We start from the raw sequence: 22,438 nt of genomic DNA, 5'->3' as shown, positions 1-22,438 counted from the left end.
CGCCGTCGTCGCGGTCGCCGTAGGGGCGGCGGGGGGCGCCGCGGTCGTCGGAGCGGGACTTGAAGCCGCCGCGGTCGGGGCGGGCACCTTCGTCACGGTCGCCGTAGGGGCGGCGGGGTGCGCCGCGGTCGTCGGATCGGGGCTTGAAGCCGCCGCGGTCGGGGCGGCCGCCGTCGTCGCGGTCACCGTAGGGGCGGCGGGGTGCGCCGCGATCGTCGGAGCGGGACTTGAAGCCGCCGCGGTCGTCGCGGGTCTTCGTCGACCAGGGGGCGTCGTTGCCGGTGAAGCGCTCGCCGTCGCGGCCGCGTCCGCCCTCGTCGCGGCGGCCGTAGCCACGGTCACCGGCGTCGTCGGAACGGCTTTGGCGGAAGTCGTCATAGGCGCGGCTGCCGCGCTCGTCGAGAACGCGGGCGTCGCGGCGCGGGCCGGGACCCTTGCGCGCACCATCGCGGCCGTCGCGGTCGCCGAAGCGGCCGCCGCGATCGCGTCCACCGTCACGCCCGGCGTCACGCCCGGCATCACGCCCACCATCGCGCCGGCCACCGTCACGGTCGCCGAAGCGGCCGGCATCGCGGCCCGCGGGGCGCGCACCGCCGCGCTCGGCCGGAGCACCGCGCGCGCCCTTGGGCTTGCGCACGGGGGCGGCGGCGACGGGCGACTCGAAGTCGGCCTCGGCCTCGGCGGCGAGGCGCGGCCCGAGCTGGTCCTTCAACTGGCGCGTCGGCACCTCGACCACCTCGCCGCGCGGGATCTCGCCGAGCTGGAACGGCCCGTAGGAGATGCGGATGAGGCGCGATACCTGCAGGCCGAGAGAGCCCAGGACGATCTTCACCTCGCGGTTCTTGCCCTCCGACAGCGCGACGGTGAGCCACGCATTGTCAGTGGAATCACGATCGACCGTGACGTGGATGGGGCCGTAGAGCACGCCGTCCACGGCCGTCCCCTTGGCGAGGGCGGACAGGGCCTCCTTGTCGAGCGGGCCGTGCACGCGGGCGCGATATTTGCGCGTCCAGCCGGTGGCGGGCAGTTCCAGCACACGGGCGAGGCCGCCGTCGTTGGTGAGGAGGAGGAGGCCCTCTGTGTTGATGTCGAGCCGGCCCACGGTGACGACGCGCGGCAGCTTCGACGGCAGCGCCTCGAACACGGTCGGGCGGCCTTCGGGGTCGTGATTGGTGGTGACGAGGCCGCGCGGTTTGTGGAAGAGGAAGAGGCGCGTGCGCAGGCGCTGGGGCAGCACTTCGCCGTCGATGCGGATGGTGTCCGCCTCGGTGACGTTGACGGCGGGGCTGTCGAGCACGGTGCCGTTGAGGCTGACGCGGCCTTCGAGGATCATCGCCTCGGCATCGCGGCGGGAGGCGACGCCGGCGCGGGCGATCACCTTGGCGATGCGGTCGCCCTTGGGGGTGTCGTCTTCGGGGGTGTCGTCCTCGGCGTGGGCGTCCGTGTCGCTGCCGGTGGGGGCGGCAGCGCGGGCGGGCGTGGCCGTGCGGGCGGGCGTGGCGGCGGCCTCGTCGCGGGCGGTCTCGTCCTCTTCGGCGGCGCCGAGGGTGTGGACGGGGGCGCTGGCGCCGGGTGCGTCGTCCTCGTCCGTGAGGCCGTCGGCGGCGGGCTCTGCGCTCTCGATCGCGGCGGCGTCGAAGGTCGAGGGGGGGATGTCGTCGCCGAGGTCGTCGAGGTCGATGTCGTCCGCTGCGGTGGCGTGCGCGGTGGTGCCGGGGGCGGCGGCGTCGACGACCGATGCGTCGGTGGCGGCCGTGGTTGCGGCGGGCGTGGCGGCGCCGGTGGCGGTGTCGTCGGTGATTTCGGGGGTGTCGCCGTCGGCGGCGATCGGGGAGGACGGATTGGACATCGTCAAACTCTCGTTCATGGAGCATGCGCTCCTGGAGGCGCGCCTCGCGGCGGACCGGGGGGAAGTGCCCGTGGGGGCGGTCGTCGTCAAAGATGGTGCGGTGATCGCGTCGGCCGGCAACCGCACCCTTGCCGACCTGGACCCGACCGCGCATGCCGAGATCGTCGCCATCCGGCAGGCGGCGCGGACGCTAGGGTCCGAGCGACTACCGGGATGTGATCTTTACGTGACGCTGGAGCCCTGTTCGATGTGTGCCGGGGCGATCAGTTTTGCAAGGATCAGGAGACTGTATTTCGGCGCGCTCGACCCCAAGGGTGGGGCTGTCGAGAGCGGGCCGTGTCTCTACGCACATTCGACGGTCCACCACAAGCCCGATGTGTATGGAGGCTTTGCGGAGCGCGAGGCGGCGGCGCTGCTGGCGGGGTTTTTTCGGGGGCGGCGGTGAGGGGGGCTATTGCTGCAAATCTCTTGCTTCGAACTTGAATAATATTTCATCCACTCGAGCTACTGCTCGCCGCAGTTCACTTCTACCGGATCCCATATCCGGGCCAAGTGTTTTGTAGACTTCGCCAAGAAGACGAAAAAGCGCGTCCTTTGGAATCATGCCGATTTCACTGAGGCCTTTTATTGCACGGGCGGCGGTTATTGCCTCCGAGGTGTTGTGATGTTCGGGAATGTATCCAGTTTCTAATTTGCAAAGGTAGTCATTGGCGGCGCCAATAGCGTTATAATATGCCGCGTCATCGCCCCTTACGCGGCCGATATAAAGTGCCTTCCGCTTGTTTGACGCGTCTGCTTGACGAATTAAATCGACTAACTCTTGATTGTTCAGACCGGCTTGGCGTGCGAAATAAAAAATGGGCATCCAAGCGCCGTTGCAATTCTCAACGATTGTTTTGATGTAATCTTTTGCGAAGTGTGGCTTTATTTGATTGATAAAGTCAGATATTATGCCGTTTGGATTGATAAATCCCTTTTGTTTTCCTTCAAGAGAGTTGTTGGTGATTGTGGCTTCGCCAACTATCCGGAGCGCCGGGGCTCCGAGTTTCTCTTCAAACGACCCTTCCTTAATGAACTTAATTTTTTCGACTAAGTCGGGCGATATTTCGATCTGTGTAGCACCAGTGTCCAGTGTCCCAGAGCGTAAGTCGGCAATCGCTGTGTTTTCGGCTCCCAACGAAAGAACTTTATCAAGCATCGGGATTATTTTCCGGCGTGATTCCACCTCTCTTTCATCTAGTATTGCCCGTAAGTCGCTGCTTTTTATGGTGCGTGTTTCTCCAAAATAGCGGAAATAGATATCGCTCTCACGGATGGTGCCTGACTGGCGACTCGCAACCACCGGCTTGCTTTGATGCGGGTATACGTAAACTACGCCAATTCGAAGCGCCTCAATTTCCAGCGTGGCCGTACCATAGGAAGGCGTAGGATCAAACGTACCGCCGATCTGCTGTGCGAATTGTGATGGGTCAGCGTTGAAGAATTCAGCACTCTTTAGGCCAATTGCGTGGTATGATTTCCCCCCATTTTCGGAATTAATTTCTTCCTTTACCCCAAAGAAAATGTATCCCCCTTTATTGTTTGCCAGCCCAGCTATCGCCTTTAACCACTTATCTGAGTATTTGAAGCCAAAGCTTTCTTTGCACTCGTGTTGATCGCTCTCGCCGCAGAGGCATACTAGTTGTCCGGAGCTGTTCCGGGTAAAGAATGACCTAAGTAAAGAGCTACTTGTTGGGTCATGGGCGTCAAAGGCAAGTGTTGATCGAGGGACGGAGGCTGAGAATAGACTTGATTTTCCTTCAAAATCTGCCATAAAGGCATCGAGTTCGGCGTCCGAACTTGGTTCGACCTCGCGGCTGTTACTGTACACTCCTGACTTTATCTGGCTTATGCGGCCGTTGTTGACTGGTCTGTCAGGTCTATTAAAGTAGAACTGTATTTTTGCATTTTTAATTTCTCGCCTAATCATCGCCTTAATCAGGCTGATTTCATGGTCGGAAATAGACTTTCGTCTGCCCATCGAAATTCCCAAAAACTGTAGAGTCCGTCGAAGGCAGATTACCCATCCACCTTCAACGCCGCGATAAACGCCTCCTGCGGGATCTCCACCTTCCCGAACTGGCGCATCTTCTTCTTACCCGCCTTCTGCTTCTCCAGCAGCTTGCGCTTGCGGGTCGCGTCACCGCCGTAGCATTTGGCCGTCACGTCCTTCCTCAGCGCGCGGATCGTCTCGCGGGCGATGATCTTGCCGCCGATCGCCGCCTGGATGGGGATCACGAACATATGCTGCGAGATCAGGTCCTTCAGCTTCTCGCACATCGCGCGGCCGCGGCGCTCCGCCTGGGTGCGGTGGATCAGCATCGCCAGCGCATCCACCGGCTCGGAATTGACCAGGATGTTCATGCGCACCAGGTCACCCTCGCGATACTCCGATAGCTGGTAGTCGAACGAGGCATAGCCCTTCGACACCGACTTCAGCCGGTCGTAGAAGTCGAACACCACCTCGTTCAGCGGCAGCTCGTAGGTCGCCATCGCGCGGCTGCCCACGTAGGACAGCTCGGTCTGGATGCCGCGCCGCTCCTGGCACAGCTTCAGGATTCCGCCGAGATACTCGTCCGGCGTCAGGATGGTGGCCTTGATCCAGGGTTCCTCGATGGCCTCGATCTCGGTCACGTCCGGCATGTCGACCGGGTTGTGCAGCTCCTTCACCTCGCCGGTGGTGAGGTGCATGCGGTAGACCACGGACGGCGCGGTGGCGATGAGGTCGAGGTTGAACTCGCGCTCCAGCCGCTCCTGGATGATTTCCAGGTGCAGCAGGCCGAGGAAGCCGCAGCGGAAGCCGAAACCGAGCGCGGCCGAAGTCTCCATCTCGAACGAGAAGGAGGCGTCGTTGAGGCGCAGCTTGCCCATCGCCGCGCGCAGGTCCTCGAAATCGTTGGCGTCGACCGGGAAGAGGCCGCAGAACACCACCGGGATCGCGGGACGGAAGCCGGCCAGCGGCGTCTCGCACGGGCGCTTGTCCTCGGTGATCGTGTCGCCGACGCGGGTGTCCGCCACCTCTTTGATGCCGGCGATGAGGTAGCCGATCTCGCCCGGCCCCAGAACGTCGGTGTCGACGAGCTTGGGGGTGAAGACGCCCACCTTGTCGACGCCGTACTTGGCGCCGGTGCGCATCATGCGCACGATCTGGCCCTTCTTCAGCTCACCGTCGATGATGCGCACCAGGGTGACGACGCCGAGATATTGGTCGAACCAGGAATCGACCAGCATCGCCTTCAGCGGCGCCTTCGCATCGCCCTTGGGGGCGGGGAGGCGGTTGACGATGGCTTCCAGAACGTCCGGGATGCCGAGGCCGGTCTTGGCCGAGATCGGCACCGCGTCGGACGCGTCGATGCCGATCACCTCCTCGATCTGCGCGCGGATGCGCTCCGGCTCGGCGGCCGGCAGGTCGATCTTGTTGAGGACGGGGACGATCTCGTGGTCGGCGTCGATCGCCTGGTAGACGTTGGCGAGCGTCTGCGCCTCGACCCCTTGCGAGGCGTCGACCACCAGGAGCGAGCCTTCGCAGGCGGCGAGCGAGCGGGAGACCTCGTAGGCGAAGTCGACGTGGCCGGGCGTGTCGATCAGGTTGAGTTTGTACTCTTTCCCGTCGTTGGCCTTGTAGATGAGACGCACCGTCTGCGCCTTGATGGTGATGCCGCGCTCGCGCTCGATGTCCATCGAGTCGAGGATCTGCTCCTTCATCTCACGCTCGGTGAGGGAGCCGGTCGACTGGATCAGCCGGTCCGCCAGGGTGGACTTGCCATGGTCGATGTGCGCGACGATCGAGAAGTTGCGCACGTTCGAGATGGTCTGCGCATCGCCTTCGGAGGCGGCGGCAGCGGTCGCCTGAGACGAAGTCTCGGCCGAGATTTTTGCGATGTCATCCATGGGGCCTATTTAGCAGCGCCCATGGCCGGCGAAAAGCGGTCCGGGATGCGGCAAGGCTGCATTTCCGCCGTGCGCCCGCGCCGGCCCTCGTCAATCCCCGTAATAGGTGCGGTACCAGGCGATGAACCTGTCGATACCGACCGAGATCGGCGTCGTCGTGCGGTAGCCGGTGGCCGCCTCCAGACGTCCGGTGTCGGCCCAGGTGTCCGGCACGTCGCCCGGCTGAAGCGGCAGGAAGGTGCGCGTCGCGGTCCGCCCGGTCGCCGCCTCGATCGCGGCGATATAGTCCGTCAGCGGGACAGGCGTGCGGTTGCCGATGTTGTAGACGCGGAACGGGGCGTTCGACGTCGCGGGATCGGGCGCGGCGGGGTCGAAGGCGGGGTCGGGCTCGGCAGGGCGGTCGCTCGCATGCACCACGCCTTCGACGATGTCGTCCACATAGGTGAAGTCGCGCGTGTGGTGGCCGTTGTTGTAGACGTCGATCGGCTCGCCCGCCAGGATCGCCTTGGTGAAGCGGAACAGCGCCATGTCCGGCCGCCCCCACGGCCCGTAGACGGTGAAGAAGCGCAGCCCCGTCGTCGGCAGGCCGAAGAGGTGGCTGTAGGAGTGGGCCATCAATTCGTTCGCCCGCTTGGTGGCGGCGTAGAACTGCAGCGGATGGTCCGCGTCCGCCTCCTCGCGGAAGGGAAGCTGCGTGCTCGCCCCGTAGACGGACGAGGTGGAGGCGTAGGTGAGGTGGGCCACACCGCCGTGGCGGCAGGCCTCCAGCACGTTGGTGAAGGCGACGAGGTTGGACTGCACGTAGGAGTGCGGGTCGACGATGCTGTGCCGCACCCCGGCCTGCGCGGCGAGGTGGATCACCCTGTCGATGGACGGGCCGGCGAACGCCTCCGTCAGCGTGGCCGGATCGGCGAGGTTGGCGCGGATGAAGGTGTAGGGCACCCCGGCGTCGGCGGCGGCGCGGGCGATCACCTCCAGCCGCGATTCTTTCAACGTCACGTCATAATAATCGTTGACGCTGTCGATGCCGACGACGGGATCGCCGCGGCCGATGAGCTTCAGAGCGGTGTGGAAGCCGATGAACCCGGCCACGCCGGTGACGAGGGTTGCCGAAAGGGGGCGCGTCGAGGTCGTCATCGCGGTGGGGGCGTCTAACCTTCTTCGTCGGGGCGCGGTGTGCCGGGCACCGCTAAGGGGAACTGCGCCCAATAGCCAGCGGAAAGCGACCATGACCGGCGGCACGGAACCGCCGCCGCCGGCCGCCCCGCGGCAAAAGGGCCACGGCGGCGCGGCCTTATCCCCCGTGGAGGCGCGCCGCGCTGCCTCCTGCGGTGCTGCCCGGTGGCGGCTGCGGCGGGGTGTCACGCGGCGCAATCCCCGCCGCGGCCGCGTGGTTCACACTGGTGCGATCGACGTTGTGCCAATACGGCGGGCACCGACGCCACCCGACCATACGGCGGGCACCGACGCCACCCGACCATGAGGAGCTTTCGCGATGGACAGGTCCGGCGATCTCATCGGCCATCCGGCGCGCCGCGGCCGGGCGGGGCGCACCGGTGCGCATCGGCTTCCTCCGTCCGCGCCGCCGCTGCAGACCCATCTCATTGCCGTGATGGGATCCTGCGGCTTCGTCGCGTGCGACAGGCCGGACGCCGCGCGTGTGACCGGGGCGGCGGTGTGGACGGGCGCGCAGGGGATCGCCCCGGCGGGGCTGATGCTCAATCGACCGGAGGATCTGGGGCGATTCGATGTGCAATTTCTCTTCGCCTACATGGCCGCACGGCCTCACGTTTCGGTGGTGCTCACCGTCTGCGCGGCGGACGGGACCGCCTTCGCCGGCGCGGCGGAGGGGCGGCCCGTCTGGAGCAGTCACAACCGGCTGGGCGCGTCGCTGATCGCCGCCATCAACGGGTCCATGGCCGCGCTCGCCGCACGCCCAGCAGCGCACCCCGCTCCATCCTTCGCCGGCATCCTGTGGCCGGGTCCGCCCACCCGCGAGGCGCCGCGGCCGGCTTTGGCGGCCGTGCTGGCGGCGGCGGATCGGCAAATCGCAGAGGCCGGCAGCGCCGTGCCGTGGATCGTCTCGGTTCCCGCGCCTGCGCCGCCACCCGCGTTGCCGTCTGCGCTGCCGCCCGCAGCAGCCGGTGGCGCCCGCGTCCGGGGCGGAGGAGAGCTCAGCCGCGTCACCCCACCCCGCGCCGTCTGAGGCGCACGGCCGGGCCTGCGGTTCGAGCGAACCCCGCATCCAAGTGAGCCGAGCCCCCGAGCCGGCCTGCCCACGGGCGAGCCCTCGTGCGGGCGGGTCTGGCGCTCGGGCGAGGCTGGGCATGGCCGTGAGCCGAAACGCGGCCTGGATGTGTTCGCCGTGCCCTCCTCCACTCCCCCGCGGGGCGGGCCGATGTGACGGCCCCCGAGCCGCAGCGGTTGATTTTTGCGCCGCCGCCAGACTATCGCCAAAGGGCCTGCCCGCGCAGGATCCGAGGGGGGCCGACCGGGCCCACACGCCCACGGGCCGCCGCGACCGCAGCGCGGAGCTTTGAGAAAGGCGATTATGGCCACTGTGGCGCTTTATCCGGCCCTGACCCGCGCAGACGAGGCCGAAGACCTCATCGCCCGCCTCGCCGTCATGCTCCACCCGGTGATCGGCGCGGTCGAGCGCGTCACACTCGTGGCCGACTTCGGGCCGCTGCAACTGGCCGCGATGGCGCCGCCTCCCGCCCTCGCGGCATCGGCCGAGGCCCGCGCCGCGCTCGGCGACCGGCTGACCGCCTTCCCGGCGGAGGGCACCGGCGAAGCCGCCTGGACGCGTCTTCTCGGCGCCGCGGACACCGTCGTCGTCTGGCGCGCCCCCACGGCCGCCAACGGCCCATTTGCGTCGCGCGACGCCTTGGCGGCCGTCCTTCCGGCCACCGCGGTGCTGGTCACCGCCGATCCCGCCACCGATCCGCAGGACGTCGCCGCCTTCGCGGCGCTTGCCGCCCGTCTGGCGGGAGGCTCCGACGACGGCGGCACCGCCCTCGCCACCCTCGCGCAACGGGCGACAGGGGCCACCGCCCACATCGTCGGCGGCGGCGCGTCCACGGCGCAGTTGGCCCAATTCGACCTTGCGGACGGTGACGTGATCGCCTGTGCCACCCTGGCCGCATCACCGGATTTTCTGGCGCGCATGAAGCCACGGCTTCTCGTTGCGGCGCAGAGCGCGCTCCACATCGGCCCCACCGCCGCGGCCGCTGCGCTGCGCGAGGCGATGGTCCGCGCCCTCGCCGCTCACGATTGCCCGCTTGCCGTGCCCGTCGCGGACGTGCCCCTCCACCGCGCCGCACTCGGGCCGGAGCATCGGGACCGCGTCCTTGCCGTTCCTGCAGATCCCGCGGCCGGGCCGCTCGGTGTGATGCTGGCCGCCGCCCGGCCCGGTCATACCGCGCTCACCGTCTCCGGCTTCGACGGGGCCGCGCTGTCCGCGCCGCTCGGCGTTGCGCTGGCGGCGGCCCATCCCGCCGCAGCCGCCGCCGGGCCGGGGGCTGCCGATGCAGCGCTGGAGGCCACGGCCGCCGCGATCGAGGCGGAGGGGGCCACCATCACCCCGCTCACCGCGTCGGACTGGCCGGTGCTGCGACGTCGCGGCGCCGCCCTGCCGCTGCCGCCGCGCGGCGGGCCTGGTGGCCATCACACCCACGACGCCCAGCAGGACCCGGCGGACGGACCGCTCACCGTCCTCCTGATCGCCCCGGACGTGACGGACGCGGCCGGCGAGCCCTACGCCGCCGCCTGCCGCCTCGGCGAGGCGCTGGCCGCCCGCGGGGCGCGTCTCAGCGTCGCCGCCAGCCAGCACATGACGGACGCCGGCGCGCCCTTCGCCGTCGACGCCGTGCTGAGTGCGGCGACACGCAGCCTCGTCACCGCCGCCGCACGCGACCCGGAGGCGCGGCCGGTCCTCGTGCGCCGCGCCATGGGCGAGATCACGCGCGCCGTCGACCGCGCCGCCGCGGCCGCGCCGGGCCCGTTGCTGGCGGTGATGCAGGACGGGAGCCTCGACCACCTCGCCATTCTCGCCGCGATCGCCCGCGACCGTCCGTTCATGCGCGTCGCGGTCAATCTCGCCGCGCTGCGGGCCGCCGCGGTATGGCAGCCGGGCTTCGGGGCGGACCATGCCGACGCCGTCGCCGCGCTCGCCGCACCCGGCGTACACGCCACCGTGCCCACCGCGCGGCAGGCGGAGGCGCTGGCCGCCCGGTTCGATGTCAGCTTGCCCGTCGCTCCCCTCGCATCGCCGCTCTTCGGGGATGCCGATATAGGTTCCGCGGCGGCGGCCTCTCGCGCGGCACGCCCGGCCGACGCGGCGCCGCGCCTCCTTCTGCCGGCCCGCGGCGCCGCCGAAGGGGCCGGCCATGCCCCGGCGATCGCCGAATCGCTCGCCGTCCTCTTCGCGGGAGAAACGCCGACGCTGGTCTTCACGGCCGACCCGGCGGCGGGCATGAGAGCCGCCGATGCCGCCGCGCTGAAGGCCAGGCTCGGCTCTTACGAGATCATCCCGCCCGATCTTTCGCCGCAGGACCGTGCCGCCGCGCTTAATGGGGTGGATGCCGTGATCCTCACCCACCCGGCGGCCGAGTTCGGCGACGTGCCGCAGCGCATCGCCGTCGACGCGCTTCTCGCAGGGGTTCCGCTGGTCGCCTTCCGCGGGACCGCCGCGGCCGCCTTCGTCGCCGCGCATCGCTCCGGCAGCGTCGTCGCGGACCAGGATCCCGTCGCCCTTGCCGAGGCGGCGGCCGAGTGGGTGCGCGCCCGCCGCGCCGGGATGGTCGACCTCACCGCCTCGGCCGCGCGGGCCCTCGGAACGCACGGCTGGGGCGCCGTGGCGGACCGGCTTCTCGCGCTGCCCGGCCTCCCTCCCGAGGCGACGTGGCGCGCCAGCGAGGCGGCGCAGGCGGCGGCGCTGCAGCCGGCCGCCCTGCCGCTCCTCGCCGACATGCCGCAGCCCGGCGCCGCCCCGTTCGACGGGCGTCTCCTCGACCTTGCCGCTTTCGCCACGGCGCTGGGCGCCGATGGGCCGATCCTGTGGAGCGGCCCGCGCCACGCCTTCCCGTCCGGCGCGGCACGCCCGATTGCGCCCCGCCCCAGCGCCGCCGCGGACGATGCGGCCGGTGACGATGCCGGCGAGCCGCCCCCGTCCGGCGGCGGCTCGCAGGGGCCGGACGATGCGGGCGGCTCCGGCACACTGATCGTCGGGGACGCCTTCGTCTTCGCCGCCCTTCATGGTGCCGCCCTTCATGGTGCCGAGGCGAACGACGGCTGGCGGATCGTCGACGCGCGCCCTCTGGGCCCCGCCGGCCACGTCACCCGTCTCGCCCGCGAGACCGTCGCGGCGTTGGATCGCGCCGGGAAGGACACCGGTGCCATCCTTCTGGAGACGTTCGAAGAGGGGATGGCGCCCGCCTTGTGGCGTGCGCTGGAGCGGGCACCGGGGGCCATCGTCGCGCTGTCCTTGTCGGCGCCCGCCTTTGCGTGGCCCGGCCGCGTCGCCGCGCATCTCAGCGAAGAGTTCGAGCGGCTAGGCTACCGCACCCTCCTGGTGGAGCGCACCGGTCGCCCGCTTGGCGGCCCCGCACGCGGCGCCGCCCTCACCCGTGTGACGCTCGGCCCCGTGTGGCCGCCGCGGCCGGAGACGCCCGCCGACATCATCGCCTTGCCGCGGCGGATCGCGCCTGCCCCCGCCGCACTCGGCGCAGCGCTGCGGTCCGCTCTCACCGCCCCGGTCAGCCTCGCCGGCGCGCTCCCGGTCATCGCGCCCGCCGCTGACGCTGCCGTAGAGGACGCCGCAGAGGTCGCCGCGGCCGGATCGCCGGGCATCGCCGCGCCGCTTCCCTTCAGCGAGGCGGCCGCGCTGGCGGCCGTCCGCGACCCCGGCACCGCGGGCTGGCGCCTGGCCAGCCTCATTGCCGCCGGCCCGTCCGACACCGGCTTCCAGACCTTTGCCGAGGCGGACGCCGTCGACAAGCGCGTCCACAGCGCCGGTGTGGAGGTGGAGGCCGAGGCGCCGATGACCGTCAGCGTCGAGGTTCTGCCGCTGACGACGCGCTTCGTCACCCTCGCGCTCGCCGTGCCGGGAAGCCCGCCGCTGGCCGCCGCGGTGATCGGCCTCGAGGACGGTGCCGTCGTCTCGCTGACCCGTGATTCGCGCGTCGTACGCACCGCGCCGCAAGCGGGCGCCGAGGCGGCCGGCGAGGGCGGTGCGATGCGCCTGTGGCTGTCGCTGGAGGATCTCGAGGTGGTCGGCCGTGTCGAGGCGCAGGTGGTCCTGCGCGAGGGGGCGTCCGGCTCGGTCCACTATATCGGGACGCCGCAGCGGCGCATCGGCCTGCGCAACCTCGTGGTGGAGCGCCGCGCCGTGCCGAGCCGCCTGCCGCCGGACGGGATCATGCCCGCCGCCCCTCCCGCTGCGGGCGCGTCCTCTGCTGCCGCCTCGCCCGCCGACGCGCTGACTGCCGACGCGCGGGCCACCGACCCGCTGACCGCCGAGGGGAGCGGGACGTCGCCCGCGTCAGCCTCGGCCGCAGCCGGAGCGTCCCGCGGGAATGGCGTGGACCTCCTCGTCCGTGGCCTCGGCACCGACGTGGCCGCCCGCTGGGTCGCCTCCGACGAGGCCGAGGTGGAGGCCGGGGAGGCGGGCGCGATCGTCTTCCGCCGCAACGGGTGCCCTTATGGGGAGCAGCTCGGCACCGCGGTCACGATCCCGGAGGCCGGGCGCTACCGTCTGACGCTCGGCTTCGGCCATGTCGACCCGCAGGTGCATGTGGCGGTGGCCGGAAAGGTCGTGGAGCGGGTCTCGGAGGCCGGTGAGGTGACGGTGTCGTTCGAGGCTGCGGCCGGGCCTCTGCTGGTCGAACTTCGCGTCGCCAATTCTCATGTCGGCGCCTTCACCCTCACCGCCGCCGGCATCGCCCGCGCCTGATCCACCGTCGCTGAAGCCCCGCGGGCGGGCCTCGAACGAGCATCGCCCGCGGAAAGCTGGACAGGGCCGCGCCCGCCGAAACCTGGACGGGGCCGCGCCCGCACCGGAGCTCCTTCAGGACCAGGACCAGGACCAGGACCAGGACCAGGACCAGGACCAGGACCAGGACCAGGGTCGGACAAGGGTAAAGGCGTCAGGGGCGGGCCGAGGCTCCGCCGAGCGTCGCCCGGGTAGCGCCCCCGGCCACGCTCAAGCGGTGTATAAGCGGCGCCCAGGCAGCGCGCTTTGCGCCGTACGCAGCGCCGACGCAGCGGAAGCGAGGCGCCTGCCGTACCGGCGCGGCCGTGGCATCGGGGATCTGCAGGCGCAGGCACGCCGCGCGGTGGGGCCTCAGCCGCGGTTCCCGGCCCCCGTGGCTCCGGCGCGCGGCGGCCGCGGCGGGGAGGCGCCCGGCCGGGGCATCGGGCTGCGGACAGTCGTTCACAGTCGCGCCATTGGCTTTCCTTTTAAGTGACGCGGCGGTGCATCCATCACTAATGTCTGCGCGACATGCTGGGCCGGGCCGCCGGTCCCGCCTGCGGCTCGTCCGGACACCCGCCGTCGGCGGACGCGCATCGACCCCGACGGCACTGGACTGGAGGATGAGTTGCGAAAGACGCTTACTTTTGCGCTGGCCGGGGCGATGTTCGCCGCCGGCCTTTGCGCCGACCTCGCCGCGCCGTTCCGCGCCGCCGTGCCCGGCGGTTCGGGCGGCCTGTTCACCGCCGCGGAGGCGCAGACCCCCCGCGCCGTGGACCGCCGCGTGTCCCGCCGCACCGCGCGCCGCACGACCCGCCGCGTCGAATACCGCAACAGCCTCCCGGCCGGTTGCGTCCGCCGGCCGCCTTACTGGTACTGCGGCGGCGTCTACTACAACTCCGTGGTCCAGGGCGGCCAGACCGTCTACGTCATCGTCACGCCCTGAGGTCCGGCCATGAAATCCTACGCACTCTCCGCGGTGATCCTCGCCGCCCTGACCTTCGGCGCCGCCCCCTCGCGGGCGGCCGACGTGCTGGACGCCTGCTCGGCCGACATCGCCTCCCTGTGCGGCGAGGTCGAGCCCGGCAACGGCCGCGTGATGGCCTGCCTCTACGCCTTCGAGTCCTCGGTCAGCGACGCCTGTGACGCGGCGATCGCCGACACCGCCGACATTCTGGACACCATGTTCGCCTCGCTGAGCTATGCGCGCCAGATGTGCATGGAGGACGCCGCCAGCCTGTGCGGCGACGTGGAAGCGGGCGAGGGGCGCGTCCTCTCCTGCCTGAAGGAGAAAGAGGCCGAGCTCAGCGACGGCTGCGCCGAGATCATGACCAGCGTCATGCTGCCGGACGACGAGGACGGCGCCGCCCAATAAAGGCGGCATCGCCGGCCGGCGCGGCGGCTCAGGCCCGGCGCCGGCCCTCTTCCTCCGCGTTCAGGATCTGCTCGGCGGCCGCGGCGGCGGCCTGCTGCTGCTCCGGCGGCGCGTTCGCCGGGTCGATCCGCACCGTCACATAGCGGTGAGCGAACTCGATGCCCTCGCGCTCGAACATCTCGCCGATCTTCGTGTAGACGTGCCGCCGCGCGACGAACTGGTCGCCCGGCTTGGTCATGAATTTTACGCGCAGGATCATCGCCGAGTCCTCCATCTCGATGACGCCCTGGGACTTCAGCGGCTCCATGAAGAGCGGCCCCACCTCCGGGTCCTCCAGAAGCTGCTGGCCGAGCTTCTTGATGAGCTTGCGCAGCCGCTCCACGTCGGTGCCGTAGGGCACGCGCAAGGGCAGCTTCATCACCACCCAGTCGCGCGAATAGTTGGTGAGCTGCTTGATCTCGCCGAACGGGATGGTGTGCAGCGGCCCGTTGTGGTGGCGGAGCTGGAAGGAGCGCACGGAGATCTTCTCCACAGCGCCCATGATCCCGCCTACGTCGATATATTCGCCTTTGCGGAAGGCGTCGTCGGCGAGGAAGAAGGCGCCGGAGAAGATATCGCGGATGAGGGTCTGCGCGCCGAAGCCGATGGCAAGGCCCAGCACCCCGGCCCCGGCGAAGAGCGGGCCGACGTTGACCCCCATCGCCGCGAGGCCCACCGCGCCCATGAAGGTGAACATCGCCACCACGAGGATGTTGCGCATCAACGGCAGCAGCGTGGCGAGGCGGGACGCGCCGGGCCCCATGCCGTCCTCACTCTCGCCGTGCCCGCCGGAGGGCGTCTCGTCGGCGATCTTGCCGTCGATCCAGGTGCGCGTCGCGTCGTAAAGGCCCCAGGCCACGAACAGGACGACGACGAGCCCGGCCGTCTCGCGCAGGGTCGAGCCGACATCGAGGAGATCGAGCGCGACCATGAGGACGCCGGCCGCGACCGCGGTGGCGGCAAGTCCGGCGAGACGGCGAAACAAGCTGTGCCAGCGCGCCTGCCAGACGAGGAGCGGCTCGGCCTCCAGCGCGGTCTGCTCGGCGGCAGCGGCCTGCTCGGCGCCAGCGGTCTGCTTGGCGGCGGCGTCCGTGCTTTCTTCCACGGCGCTCTCGTCCGCCGCGTCAGGCGAGGTGACCGCCCCGGACGGTGGAGCCGCGGCGGCGCGCAGGGCCGCCTCCGTCGCCGCGAAACGGCGCGCCAGGACGATGACCGCGACCGCGTAGAGGGAAAGCCCGACCGCCGCCGCCAGGATCGGCGCCAGGAGCGGCCCCGCTCGCACCTCCTGGCTCGCCGCCACCTGGCTGATGTGGATGATCCCCGCCACCACGAGGTAGGCCAGCACCACGAGGAGCCACAGCGATCCCGCCGCCTTGCGCAGCGTGTTGGGCCGGGGCGATGACCCGCGCACCCACCCGCCGATCGTCCTGCGGTAGGCGATGATGAAGGCCGCGAGCATCGCCACGGCGGTGGTGGTCGCGAGGATGCGCAAGGCGCTGAGCGTTTCCGCGTCGACCCGCACCATCCGCGCCCACAGGGCAAGGCCCATCAGCGCAAATCCGACGACGCCGATGATTTTCAACCGCCGCGCCATCGCCCTGGCTTGCGCATCGTCGAGCGCGAGGAGCCGCTCCTGCGGACGGTGGGGCAGGATCAAGGCGGTGAGGATGTCGAGCACCGCGCGGTAGGCGGCGATCATGAGAACGACCACGAGGGCGGTCGCGCGAACCGGCCCAGGCGTCGGCACAAGGGCGATGACGAGCCCCGCTCCCGAGAGCAGGAAGGCGAGGTCGCGGGCGAGCTCCAGGACGGTGCGCAGAAGGACGTAGCTCGTCTTGGGGGCGGGGAGGCCGGGCGTCGCCTCCAGCCGGTCCAGCGTGCGGCGCGCCCACCGGCCGGTGAGCCACGCGCCAAGCGAGCCGCCTGCGACCGCCAAAACCGTGAGGCCGAGCGCCAGCCACAACCATCCGCCGTCGCTGCCGGGAACGGCGGTCGCGACGGCCTGGGCGACCCGGCCGGGGAGGGACGGAAGGAGGGCGAGGGTGCCGGTGATGGCGAGGCGGGCGGAGGCGGCGCTCTCCATCGCCTCGCTGGGGGCGGGCATGGAGGCGCGCGCCGGGCCGGCGGCGTCTGCGGGCCGCCCGTCGATGAGGATGGTGGCCCCGGAGGCGCGTGCGGCCTCGATCAGCGAATCCAGAGTGGGACTGGGCGCGGCCGCCGGTTGCGAGGCCGCCGCGCCGCCGGGCTGCTGCTCGGCGGGAAGGGTAGTGCCGGGCTGCTGCGCGGAGGGAAGGGGGGCGGCGCCGGGCGACTGCGCGGCGGCGGGAAGCGGCGCCGCGGTGATCGCGAGCACCACGGCGGCGGCGACGGCGATGGCGAGCCGGCGCGCGGACCCGGCCCCGGTCAGCGGCACCGCCGAGCGGGGCGATGCATTGGGGCAAGCGGCGCGCGAAGGAGGCGAGGGCGCATCCTCAACTCGGCCGGAGACGGCGTGCGCGCGCACCCATCGCGATAGCATGCGAAGCATCCTCCATGGGGATCCTCAAGGCGCGCCGATCATGGGTGATGCCGTGTCGCACAACAATATTTCAACGCACACGCCGCGCACTAAAATGTGTTGTGGGGACAGCGCGCCGTCCAAGCGGCGAAAATGCGCCGCAATTCCCGCGTTTTATGCCGCACCATCGCCCACAGGCGAGATCTCGCGCGGTCGGTGTGGCGGCCTGGGTCTCGCTCGTGAGCAGATATGATGTAAATATGTCTTGCGTTCGAAATATGTTGAGCCAAAACCGGCAATTGCCGCAATAAAATTGGAGGGCCTCCGTGGTCGGCCTCAACCTTCCCCAAGTCACCGTCACCATCAACAACGACTTCTTCGGCCCGAACTTCGTGAACGGTCTGGCCAAGCAGTCCAATTCCTACACCATCGTCAACGATACCCTTGCGGTGCTCAAGTTCGAGGCGGGATTCGAGCCGGGGCTGACGCTCGTCCAGCGGGTGCACGGCACCGGCTTCGGGATCGACGAGAACGGGCGCTATACCGGGCAGGTGACGCACTGGGCCGCCTACGAGCAGGACAATCCGCAGAACGGATGGTCCTTCGACCCGCTCGACTCCTCGCTGGACCGGCTCAACGAGCTGGCGTCCAACGGCAACGTGACGTTCCAGAACCTCCTGGTCATCCCGCTGGTCTACAACTTCATCGGCGACGATTTCGACGATTTCTACATCTACGGCTCGTTCGACGATATCGGCCGCGGCTTCGGCGGCGACGACGAGTACAAATCGCTCGACGGCAACGACACGCTCTACGGCCATGCCGGCGACGACACGCTGATCGGCGGTGCGGGGGACGACCTCCTCTACGGCGGCAACGACGAGGACGCGCTGCGCGGCGGCGCCGGCCAGGACAGCATCTACGGCGGCCATGGCGACGACCGCATCAACGGCGGCACCGACTCCGACTACGCCGAGGGCGGCCAAGGCAACGACACCATGTTCGGCGACGATGGAGACGACATGCTCCACGGCAACGACGGTGACGACCGCATCAAAGGCGGCAACGGCAGCGACACCATCTACGGCGGGGACGGAGAGGACAGCCTGCTCGGCAACGCGGGCGGTGACACGATCTTCGGCGGCAACGGGCGCGACACCATCGCCGGCGGCGGCGAAGGCGACGTTTTGGAGGGCGGCGGCAGCAACGATACGGTCCGCGGCAACGACGGCAACGACACCATCCGCGGCGGCGACGGCAACGATCTCGTGCGCGGCGACGGCGGCATCGACTTCGTGTTCGGCGAAGGCGGCGACGACACGGTGATGGGCGACGCCGACTCGGACCAGATCTTCGGCAACCAGGGCAACGACCTGTTGCGCTCCGGCTCCGGCGCCGACTTCCTCAACGGCGGCCTCGGCAACGACACCCTGTCCGGCAACAATTATGACGGGTCGGGCGATTTCGACATCGACAGCTTCCTGTTCGAGGGGCCGTTCGGGCACGACGTCATCACCGACTTTGAGATCGGCTTCGACGGCATCAACTTCGCCCTCGGCATCGACGAGAGCAACACGACGATCACCATCGACGGTGACGACGTGCGCATCGCGGTCGACGTTGAGGGTTTTGGCGTCAGCACCCTTCTGGTCGAGGGTGTGGCGGACGTCTTCAACGCCGCCACCGACATCGCCTACGCCTGACGCGCCGGCGGCGCCGTTCCTCAGGCCGGGGAGGGCGCTCCGAACAGGCGGCCAAGGCGGGCGGCGATCGGGTAGCGGTAGTGGATCGCCGAGCGTGGCCGCCGCGCGACCGCCGCCGCCGCCGACAAGGGCCGCCGCGCCTTCAGGCAGTCGATCGACCGGGTGAAGGCCAAGGTGTCGACCAGCGCGGCGCGGCGGGAGGCGGCCGCGGCGCGCACGTCGTCCGGCAGAGCGTGGCGGCGGGCGAAGGCGTCGTCGGCCGCCATCATCGCCTCGATGTGCGCCGCTGACAGCCGCGCCGAGATCGACCCCGCGCGGCGGCGATAGACGTAGCCCGCCTCGCCCACGACGCGGCAGACCCCGCCGACCGCCAGCGCCTCGGCCATGAGGAGATAGTCCTCGCCGATGCGAAGGGCGGTGTCGTAGCTGAGGCCGTGCCGCTCCAGGTGGGCGCGGCGGAACAGCGGCTTGGTGTAGCCGAGCGTGTCCTTGCGGGCCATCGGGCTGTTGAGGCGCACGTAGTCGGCGAGGCCGAGCGTGGCGCCGCCGGCCGCCGCGGTGGCGTCCAGTGTGCGCGGCGCCCGGCCCTCTTCCTCGATGACGAGGCTGTCGATGATGACGTCGGCCCGCGCGCCCGCCGTCAGGCAGCGGGCGAGGCGGCCGGGGCGGTAGGCGTCGTCCGCGTCCAGCACCGCGAGGAACGTGCCGGTGGCGGCAGCGAAGCCTGCGTTGCGCGCCGCAGCGGGGCCGCCATTCTCGGTCAGGCGGATCACGCTGACGCGCGGGTCGGTCACCGCCTCGGCCGCCTCCGCGGTGCCGTCGCCCGACGCGTCGTCGACGACGATGACCTCCAGCGGCACGTCCTGGGCCAGCGCACTTGCGATGGCGGCGGCGATGTCGTCCCGCGCCCGGTAGGCGGCGATGATGACCGAAACGTCAGGCAACGGCTTCGTCTCCACCATAAAGGGACAGCTTCTCCATGCCGGCGAGGCGCGCGACCACGCCCGCGTGCAGCGCCGCCCTCAGCGCCCATGCGGCGAAGCGGTGACGCGACCAGACCATCGCCAGCGCGGCGCCGGAGCAGATGGCGAGCTTGGCCGCGGCGACGGCGGTTTCCTTGGCGCGGGCGCGGGGCGACAGGCCGCGCGTCTCCAGCGTCACCGCGTGGCTTTGCCCGGCGCGGAATTTGCGGCGCATCAGCCAGCGCACGGTGGCGCGCGGTCCGGTGACCTCCTCGAACACCGGCGCCTCGGGCGCGGAGGCGATGCGCGCCCCTGCGGTGAAGGCGTCGTGGAAGAAGGCGGTGTCCTCGCCGCCGGAGCGGCCCAAGGCGAGGTCGAAGCGGCGGCCCTTCAGCGACGGCGCCTCGCGCGCGAAGAGGACGTTGGAGGTGTAGCCGGTGCGGATCGCCCCGCCCGCCACCACCGGACGCGCCGAGTGGAAGTCCCCGTCGCGGATCCAGCGCGGTACGTCCGGCGCATAGCGCGCGACGGCGGGGCCGAGCACCACGTCGGCGCGGGTGAAACGCTGCACGGCGAGGAGGGCGGTGAGCCATTCGGGGCTCGCCACCTCGTCGTCGTCGAGGATCGCGACCCAGGGGGCGGTGGCCGCGTCCAGCGCGGCGTTGCGCGCGGTGGAGATGTTGCGCGCCGGAGCGTGGACGTAGGTGAGGGAAAGGCCGAGCCGCTCGCCGGTGGCCGTGATGAAGCCGCGCGCGGCGTCGGTCTCGTCGTTGTCGGCGACGATGACGCGCACGGTGAGCCCGTCGGCCAGGCGCAGCGCCGCCAACGAGGCGAGCGTTGCGGCGATCGACCGGCGGCGGAAGGTGCACAGGCAGATGTCGACCGTGGTGTTCAGCGGGGCCGGGGCCTGCCAGTTGAGCCGGGCGGCGGCCGGGGGCGGCGGCGCGGCCAGCTTGGCGAAGGCGAAGCGGCCGAGGAAGCCGAGCGACCAGGCGAGATGCATCGTCATCGCCGCGAGCCCGGCGCACAGGACGCAGCGGTCCCGCGCCTTCACCGCCAGCGCCGCGCCGAAGCCGAGCGAGGCCGCCGCCCACATGAGCCCCGGCAGCGCGGCGAGAACGGCGAGAGGGACCGACAGGGCGGCGACGGCGGGGGAGGCGAGGAGCCCTGCGGCGGCGGGGGCGATCATCGCCGGGGCCACCTGGCGCAGCTTCAGGCGCATGTCGTGCTTGATCACCGTCATCGCCCGGCCACGGCCATAGTTGAGGTACTGGCGGAACAGTTTGGGCAGCGTGGCGCGCGGCAGATAGACCGGCCCGTCCACTCCGGCGAGCCAGATGCGCCCGCCCGCCTGGGTCAGCCGCCGGTCGAACTCGGCATCCTCGTTGTGCGAGAATGTCTCGTCATAGCCGCCGAGCTTCAGGAAACTGTCGATGCGCATCACCGCGTGGTGGCCGTGGTCGACGAAGCCGGCCGCGGCGCCGACGCGGTGGGCCGAATTGCCGGAGCCGAGCCGCGAATTCTGCGCCGCCGCCACCGCGCGCTGGATGCAGCCCGTGCCCTCGGTGCGCATCGCCACGACGATGGAGTCGGCCGCGACCCGCCCCGCCTCGGCCATGAGCGAGGAGACGTAAGCGGGCGGATAATGGCAGTGCGCGTCGATGCGCAGGAAGAAGGTGCGCCCGGCGCCGAACGCGCGCACGGCGGTGTTCACTCCGGCGCTCTGGATCTTCGCCGGATTGTCCATCAGGCGGATGCGCGGGTCGGCCTCCGCGTGCGCCATGACGATGGCGCGGCTTTCGTCGCGGCTCCCCCCGTCGGCGACGACGATGATGTCGTCCGGCCCCGTGTCGGCGGCGATCAGCGCCAGGAGGCCCGGCAAGTGTTGCGCCTCGTTCAGGCAGGGGATGACGATGAGCGCTCCGGTCATGCGGCCTCCTGTCGGGCGGGTTCGGCGGTGTCGGCCGCAACGGGGCGGCCGGTGATGGCGGCGACGAGTGCGGCGCATTCGGCATCGCTGGTGACGAAGGCGGCCGCGTCCGTGGCGGCGACGGCGGCGGCCATGGCAGCGTAACGCTCCGGCGTCATCGCGGCGAGGAAGGCGGCGAGCGCGGCGCCCGGCTCGCCGCCGAGGACATGGCCGATGCCGAGGTCGGCTAGCCGTGCCGCGACCGCCGTGCCCTCGCGGGCGATCGGCACCGCGCCGTGGGCGCAGCCTTCGTAGAGGCGGTTGGGGAGCAGCCATTCGGAGTTGGCGCCTGCCTCGTATTCGTCGATGCACCACGTGAAATGGACGCCGCCATAGAGCGCGGGGAGGTCGTCCGGCAGGCTATACGGCCCGCCGAAGGTGACGTCGGGGAGGCTGTCCGCCAGCGCCGGCAGGTCGGCGAAGATGGCGGGGGAGGGCTTGCCGCGCAGGTCGATCTGGGCGAGGCCGCCGCTCGCCCCGGCGACCGCGGCGAGGGTGGCGACGGAGCGCCGGTCCCGCAGCGCGCCGAACAGGCCGATGCGCCACGGCGGTCCGGCGGGGCGGGGGGCGAGCGCGGCGGGCGGCGCCTCCAGCTTGTTCTCTACCAGAAGCACCGGGGCGCGCACCTTCGACAGCGGCGTGAGGTAGTGCTCCACGAAGGCGGGCGAGCTGGTGATGACCTGCGACACGTCCGCGCCGAGGCGGCCTTCAAGCGCGCGCAGCGGCAGCCCCTTGGCGCCCAACAGCAGGCTGTGGATGTCGAGAATCTCGTAGGTCAGCGGCACCCGGCCGGCGTGGAGGGGGCCGGAGCGGGAGGAGCCGAGGTGGCGGCGCACGGCGGAGGCGACGGCGAGCGCCTCGAGGTTGCGCGCGACTAGTGCGTCCACCGGGCCGAGGAAGGCGGCGATCCTGGCGTGATCGCGGCGGGCGGCGAGGACCGATAGGGCGCGCGCCGCGAGCTTGCCGTCTGCCGTGCGGCCGAGGGCGAGGGGGGCGACGCCGGCGACGGAAGCGGGCGCCGCGGCGGTGCGGTGAAAGCCCGCCAGCGCCACCTCCGCGCCACCGCGTTGCAGCATGCGCACGCGGCGCGCCACGGCGGCGTCGGCGAGATCGTGGACGATGTAGCCAATCTTCAAGGCGAGGG

At 70.6% G+C, this 22,438-nt stretch carries 14 protein-coding genes; 6 read left to right on the top strand and 8 right to left on the bottom strand.

What is annotated here, in order from left to right:
* Positions 1-1,867, bottom strand: a 1,867-nt coding sequence (locus tag BIX52_RS23490) for a pseudouridine synthase (protein WP_075222098.1), incomplete at its 3' end; no start/stop codon positions are given.
* Between BIX52_RS23490 and BIX52_RS16085 the strand changes: the two genes are divergently transcribed.
* Positions 1,848-2,294, top strand: coding sequence for a nucleoside deaminase (locus BIX52_RS16085; RefSeq protein WP_108676513.1), 447 nt, complete (start codon positions 1,848-1,850; stop codon positions 2,292-2,294). The two genes, BIX52_RS23490 and BIX52_RS16085, sit on opposite strands and share 20 nt — an antisense overlap.
* Before the next feature lie 6 nt (positions 2,295-2,300).
* Here BIX52_RS16085 and BIX52_RS16080 read toward each other — a convergent pair whose 3' ends face one another.
* The 3 genes from BIX52_RS16080 to BIX52_RS16070 all read right to left on the bottom strand — a co-directional run bounded on the left by BIX52_RS16080 (position 2,301) and on the right by BIX52_RS16070 (position 6,916).
* On the bottom strand, positions 2,301-3,869 hold the full coding sequence (locus tag BIX52_RS16080; protein ID WP_075222096.1) for an AlbA family DNA-binding domain-containing protein: 1,569 nt from the start codon (positions 3,867-3,869) through the stop codon (positions 2,301-2,303).
* A 38-nt stretch (positions 3,870-3,907) separates the two neighbouring features.
* Entirely contained in the window at positions 3,908-5,779 is a 1,872-nt protein-coding gene (lepA, locus tag BIX52_RS16075; RefSeq protein ID WP_083660347.1) for a translation elongation factor 4, read from the bottom strand.
* A 90-nt stretch (positions 5,780-5,869) separates the two neighbouring features.
* Positions 5,870-6,916, bottom strand: a complete 1,047-nt coding sequence (locus BIX52_RS16070; protein ID WP_075222095.1) for an NAD-dependent epimerase — start codon at positions 6,914-6,916, stop codon at positions 5,870-5,872.
* A 358-nt stretch (positions 6,917-7,274) separates the two neighbouring features.
* Between BIX52_RS16070 and BIX52_RS22940 the strand changes: the two genes are divergently transcribed.
* From BIX52_RS22940 to BIX52_RS16050, 4 genes are all read left to right on the top strand, one after another.
* Positions 7,275-7,985 (top strand): hypothetical protein, encoded by a 711-nt coding sequence (locus BIX52_RS22940; RefSeq protein WP_075222094.1) that lies wholly within the window; start codon positions 7,275-7,277, stop codon positions 7,983-7,985.
* Positions 7,986-8,330: 345 nt separating this feature from the next.
* Complete coding sequence (locus BIX52_RS16060; protein ID WP_075222093.1) at positions 8,331-12,731, top strand: glycosyltransferase; 4,401 nt, start codon at positions 8,331-8,333, stop codon at positions 12,729-12,731.
* A 646-nt stretch (positions 12,732-13,377) separates the two neighbouring features.
* The gene (locus BIX52_RS16055; protein WP_139312785.1) at positions 13,378-13,695 is read left to right on the top strand and encodes a hypothetical protein; all 318 of its coding nucleotides are present in this window, start codon (positions 13,378-13,380) and stop codon (positions 13,693-13,695) included.
* Positions 13,696-13,704: 9 nt separating this feature from the next.
* Positions 13,705-14,124 carry a cysteine rich repeat-containing protein gene (locus BIX52_RS16050; RefSeq protein ID WP_075222091.1) on the top strand — a complete coding sequence of 140 codons (420 nt, stop codon included), beginning with the start codon at positions 13,705-13,707 and terminating at the stop codon, positions 14,122-14,124.
* Between the two features lie 28 nt (positions 14,125-14,152).
* Here BIX52_RS16050 and BIX52_RS23960 read toward each other — a convergent pair whose 3' ends face one another.
* Positions 14,153-16,681, bottom strand: a complete 2,529-nt coding sequence (locus BIX52_RS23960; protein ID WP_139312784.1) for a mechanosensitive ion channel domain-containing protein — start codon at positions 16,679-16,681, stop codon at positions 14,153-14,155.
* A gap of 305 nt (positions 16,682-16,986) precedes the next feature.
* Here BIX52_RS23960 and BIX52_RS16040 point away from each other — a divergent pair, with 305 nt between their 5' ends.
* Positions 16,987-18,363, top strand: a complete 1,377-nt coding sequence (locus BIX52_RS16040; RefSeq protein ID WP_075222089.1) for a calcium-binding protein — start codon at positions 16,987-16,989, stop codon at positions 18,361-18,363.
* 20 nt (positions 18,364-18,383) lie between these two features.
* Here BIX52_RS16040 and BIX52_RS16035 read toward each other — a convergent pair whose 3' ends face one another.
* The 3 genes from BIX52_RS16035 to BIX52_RS16025 are packed head-to-tail and all read right to left on the bottom strand — an operon-like array spanning position 18,384 to position 22,430.
* Positions 18,384-19,307 (bottom strand): glycosyltransferase family 2 protein, encoded by a 924-nt coding sequence (locus BIX52_RS16035; RefSeq protein ID WP_170126415.1) that lies wholly within the window; start codon positions 19,305-19,307, stop codon positions 18,384-18,386.
* Complete coding sequence (locus BIX52_RS24030) at positions 19,300-21,255, bottom strand: glycosyltransferase (RefSeq protein WP_075222087.1); 1,956 nt, start codon at positions 21,253-21,255, stop codon at positions 19,300-19,302. The genes BIX52_RS16035 and BIX52_RS24030 overlap by 8 nt, the downstream gene beginning before the upstream one ends.
* Complete coding sequence (locus tag BIX52_RS16025) at positions 21,252-22,430, bottom strand: glycosyl transferase family 1 (RefSeq protein WP_139312783.1); 1,179 nt, start codon at positions 22,428-22,430, stop codon at positions 21,252-21,254. Before BIX52_RS16025 ends, BIX52_RS24030 begins: the two co-directional genes overlap by 4 nt.
* Between the last annotated feature and the right edge of the window lie 8 nt (positions 22,431-22,438).

The sequence above is a fragment of the Acuticoccus yangtzensis genome, from assembly GCF_001927245.1.
In the GTDB taxonomy this organism is placed as follows: Bacteria; Pseudomonadota; Alphaproteobacteria; order Rhizobiales; family Amorphaceae; genus Acuticoccus; species Acuticoccus yangtzensis.
This window is presented reverse-complemented; position numbering and strand designations above follow the sequence as displayed.